This is a genomic window from Paenibacillus helianthi (genome assembly GCF_001909055.1).
GTDB classification, from domain to species: Bacteria; Bacillota; Bacilli; order Paenibacillales; family Paenibacillaceae; genus Paenibacillus_AQ; species Paenibacillus_AQ helianthi.
Map to the genome: position 1 here is coordinate 1 of NZ_LVWI01000106.1, position 4476 is coordinate 4476.

Consider the following 4476-nt stretch of genomic DNA (forward strand, 5'->3'; position numbering starts at 1 on the left):
CCGCAATGGCGTATTGTTCCCGCGGAAGATCAACGGGCATTATGCCATGCTTAGCCGTCCAAGCGATACCGGGCATACTCCGTTTGGAGATATTTTCTACAGCGAAAGTCCGGACCTTACCTTCTGGGGCAAACACCGCTATGTGATGGGCACGGTGAATGGAGATGCCTCCGCCTGGCAGTCCAAGAAGATTGGTCCCGGTCCGATTCCGATCGAAACCAGCGAGGGCTGGCTGCTCATCTATCACGGCGTAATCAACACATGTAATGGATTTGTCTACCGCATGGGCTGTGCGCTTCTGGATCTGGATCAGCCGTGGAAAGTAAAAGCCCGTTCGCGTAATTATATTCTGGGGCCGGAAATGGTGTACGAATGTGTGGGGGATGTGCCCAATGTGACCTTCCCTTGCGCGGCTTTGACCGATTCCGCGACAGGACGGATTGCGATCTACTACGGGTGTGCGGATACGGTTACGGGCCTTGCTTTTACCACCGTGGATGAATTGCTTAAATATATGAGGGAGTTCCCTTTGGAGATTGAGGGATAGTATCCGTGAACAGTAACAGGGCGGTAACACTAAGGCATAATCATGGCGACAGGATTTGAACCAGCGACTCCTTGCTCCCGAAGTAATGGGGCGCATGCCATTCCGGGTGGTTCCAGAATATGGCCTGGAAGTGCTGGAGGCCCAGCCCCGAAGCGATTCTGCAAGGAACAGCTTCCGGCTGGAGAAAGAACGCTCCATACTGTTTGCCGCAGACAAGCAGGGGCAACGGACATCCGTGTACAGAGCGGGAGAAACTGCAGTCACAATACATTGAGCAAGATTTAAGGGAGAGATGGGAGTCATGACGAAGAAAAAAACCGCGCATATCGTTTCCCATACCCACTGGGACCGGGAATGGTATTTGCCCTACGAGAAGCATCATGTCCGTCTGGTACAGCTGGTGGATGCGCTGCTAGATAAATTGGATAACAGTACGGCCTTCCGCAGCTTTTATCTGGATGGCCAGACGATTATTCTGGAGGATTATCTGCAGGTCCGCCCCGAGAACAAAACAAGGCTGGAGCAACATATTCGTGATGGCCGGATTCTGATTGGCCCGTGGTATATTTTGCAGGATGCTTTCCTTACGAGCGGTGAGGCGAACGTGCGCAATATGCAGATCGGCCATCAGGATGCGTTGAAATACGGAGACCCGTCCAAAATCGGCTATTTCCCTGATACCTTCGGTCTCGTCGGCCAGACGCCCCAGCTCATGCTCCAGTCCGGTATTAAGAATGCCTTTTTCGGCAGAGGAGTGAAGCCCACCGGTTTCAACAATACCGTATCCGACGGCGGCTATGAGTCTTCGTTCTCTGAGCTGATCTGGGAAGGGCCGGACGGTTCCCGCATTCTCGGTATCCTCTTCGCCAACTGGTATTCCAACGGGAATGAAGTTCCGGCGGACGAGGCTGCTGCGCGTGAATTCTGGGACCGTAAGCTGGCCGATGCCGAAAAATATGCCTCCACTGGTGAGCTCCTGTTCATGAATGGCTGCGACCATCAGCCGCTTCAGCTGGATTTGCCGGAGGCGATTGCCACCGCGCAGACGCTCTATCCCGAGGTGGAGTTCGTTCATTCCAACTTTCCGGATTACCTGGATGCGCTGAATGCCGATCTGGAGCAGGGTGGACGTGAACTTTCATCGGTTACAGGCGAGCTGCGCAGCCAGCGGACCGACGGTTGGGGCACACTGGTAAATACTGCTTCGGCACGTGTGTATTTGAAGCAGATGAATCAGAAGGGCCAGACTCTTCTTGAAAAAGTAGCCGAGCCTCTAGCTTCCATTGCAAGGCTTGCCGGCAAAGACTATCCGCATCATCTGTTCACCTACGCCTGGAAGACGCTGATGCAGAACCATCCGCACGACAGCATCTGCGGCTGCAGCGTGGACGAGGTGCACCGCGAGATGGTGACCCGTTTTGATAAAAGCCGTCACGTAGCAGAAAGTATCATAGAAGACAGCGCCAGATTTATCGCAGAGGCTGTAGATACCTCTATTTTTAAAGGCACCCCGGAAGATATGCAAGCTGTTCCTTTTGTGGTGATGAACACGACAGGCTGGAGCCGCACAGGGACTGTCAGTGTCGAACTGGACGCAGCCCGCTTATACCTTCGCGAAGGCTTCGGCCTGGAGGAGACCTCCCGCAGAATGAAGGAATTCAATCTCTCTGGCCGAGTATTGCTGGATGACAGCGGTAAGGTATTGGCTTGCACCGTGGAGGATCTGGGCCTGGAATTCGGCTACGATCTGCCGGACGACAAGTTCCGCCAGCCGTTCATGTGCCGTAGAGTTAAAATCACCTTCGAAGCGGCGGACGTTCCGGCTCTCGGATTACGTGCTTATGCATGGGCAGCACAGCGGGAAGCAGCGGATCCCAAGAAGGCCTCACTTATTAGCGGTGGGCATGTCCTGGAGAATGAAGCAATCCGTGTCGAAGTTGCCGGAGATGGCTCTTTCAGCCTGCATCACAAGCTGAGCGGTGTGCTTTACCGTGATCTGGGCATCTATGAGAATACCGGAGACATAGGGAACGAGTATATGTACAGACAGCCGGATGGCGAGATTCCTTTGACTACCAAAGGGCTGAATGCTGTCCTTACTGTGCTTGAAGATACTCCTTACCGGGCTTCTGTTGAGATTAAGCATGCTTGGGAGGTTCCAGCTTCGGCAGACGCCACTTTGAAAGAGGAGCAGCTTGCACTGGTATACTATCCGGAGCGTAAAGCTCAGCGTAGCAGTGACACCGTGATTCTGGAGCTGCGTACTGTCATCTCGCTGGAACGTACAGGTAAGGGAGTACACATTGAATCCACGATCAACAATGTCGCCAAAGATCACCGTGTTCGTATGCTCTTCCCTACGGATCTGCAGACTTCCGTGCATCATGCCGATTCTATGTTCGAAATTGCCAAGCGGGAGAATGAACCAGCAGTAGAGTGGCAAAATCCAAGCAATACCCAGCATCAGCAGTCTTTTGTGGATGTGAGCATTGCTGAGGCCGGCATGACTGTAGCTAATCTCGGTCTGAATGAATATGAAGTGCTGCGGGACGGACGCAATACGATTGCCGTTACCCTGCTTCGCAGTGTAGGCGAATTAGGCGACTGGGGCTGGTTCCCGACACCGGAGGCGCAATGCATTGGCGAGCATACCGCCCAGCTAATGCTGATTCCGCATAGTGGAGATGGCATCACTTCAGGCGCGTACGCCGAAGCATACCAATTCCAGGTTCCATGGACCATCTTCCAGACGGGTATCCATACCGGGACAATCGCTTCGGCTTATTCACCTTTGAGCTGGAAAGGCACAGAAGCCGCATTTTCTTCTATGAAAATGAATGAAACCACCGGAGACCTTCTGCTTCGCTGGTACAACATGAGCGGCTCACACGCGCAATTAGATCTGCAATTGCCACTTCCTCATGAACATCTGTATCGCACAAGCATATTAGAAGAGAGAACGGCTCCGTTGCCGCTTTCAGGAGATACCCAGCATCAGCTGGAACTCGGACCCTGCGAGATTGCCACATTCGGTATTCATCTAAGAGCTTAACTATAATATGTTAAAAAGATCCCCCGGTGATTCCCCGCCGGGGGATCTTTAAAAGTTCAGTGTGTAAATTTGATACACGCTCACTTGATATCAAACATTATTACCCTCGACAAGAGAGGGAGTTCTATATCTCTTCCAATTCAGAGGTTTCCATCCCATTCGTGAATCGCCTGCTGCTTGGCTTTGTTGGAGCGGCACTAGTGAGTATTCCAAGGCCAGTGGAGCTTTCTATACCATTTGCCATTGAGACTCCGTATGTATCGCGGCGGATGTAGCGTCTCATTCCAAACAGGAATGATTAAGCGGAAAATGGGCATCATACTGCATGGATGCCGACAATGGAGAAAGGTTGTACAGTGGGATATAATTAGCGATCTACTGGGCTACTAGAGTGAATTATAGAACATTGAAAATAAATGCTTGCAATGAAACTCTGTACATGGTATATTCTTATTCCGGCCATGAAACATCAACGCCGAGCTCGAAAAGAAGTTGAAAAAAAGAGCTTGCATTACTCGGTCGAATGTGATATATTATAAGAGTTGCTGGTGACGAGATAATCGGCGCCGACGACGAGCTTGATCTTTGAAAACTGAACAACGAGTGAGTGGGATTTCACGCAAGTGAGATCCAAAAATAGAGAATATTTTATTCTCGTCAGATGTTTCAAAATGAGCAATCGCTCTTTCTAAATACCAATTTGGAGAGTTTGATCCTGGCTCAGGACGAACGCTGGCGGCGTGCCTAATACATGCAAGTCGAGCGGAGCTTATCCTTCGGGATAAGCTTAGCGGCGGACGGGTGAGTAACACGTAGGCAACCTACCCTCTAGACTGGGATAACTACCGGAAACGGTAGCTAATACCGGATAATTCCT

Annotated in this window: 3 protein-coding genes and 1 rRNA gene; all 4 read left to right on the forward strand. The window is 51.4% G+C overall.

Annotated features, from left to right (window positions below; genetic code table 11):
• Positions 1–547, forward strand: a 547-nt coding sequence (locus A3844_RS30755; RefSeq protein WP_482811858.1) for a glycoside hydrolase family 130 protein, incomplete at its 5' end; no start/stop codon positions are given.
• A 55-nt stretch (positions 548–602) separates the two neighbouring features.
• On the forward strand, positions 603–821 hold the full coding sequence (locus A3844_RS30760) for a hypothetical protein (RefSeq protein ID WP_167374788.1): 219 nt from the start codon (positions 603–605) through the stop codon (positions 819–821).
• Positions 822–848: 27 nt separating this feature from the next.
• Positions 849–3599, forward strand: coding sequence for an alpha-mannosidase (locus A3844_RS30765; protein ID WP_074109502.1), 2751 nt, complete (start codon positions 849–851; stop codon positions 3597–3599).
• Positions 3600–4296: 697 nt separating this feature from the next.
• A 16S ribosomal RNA gene (locus tag A3844_RS30770) occupies positions 4297–4476 on the forward strand; the annotation flags it as partial.

What these genes read in the sequence shown, in the direction of transcription:
- A3844_RS30765 (WP_074109502.1), top strand. Translation starts at nt 849, where the DNA reads ATGACGAAGAAAAAAACCGCGCATATCGTTTCCCATACCCACTGGGAC.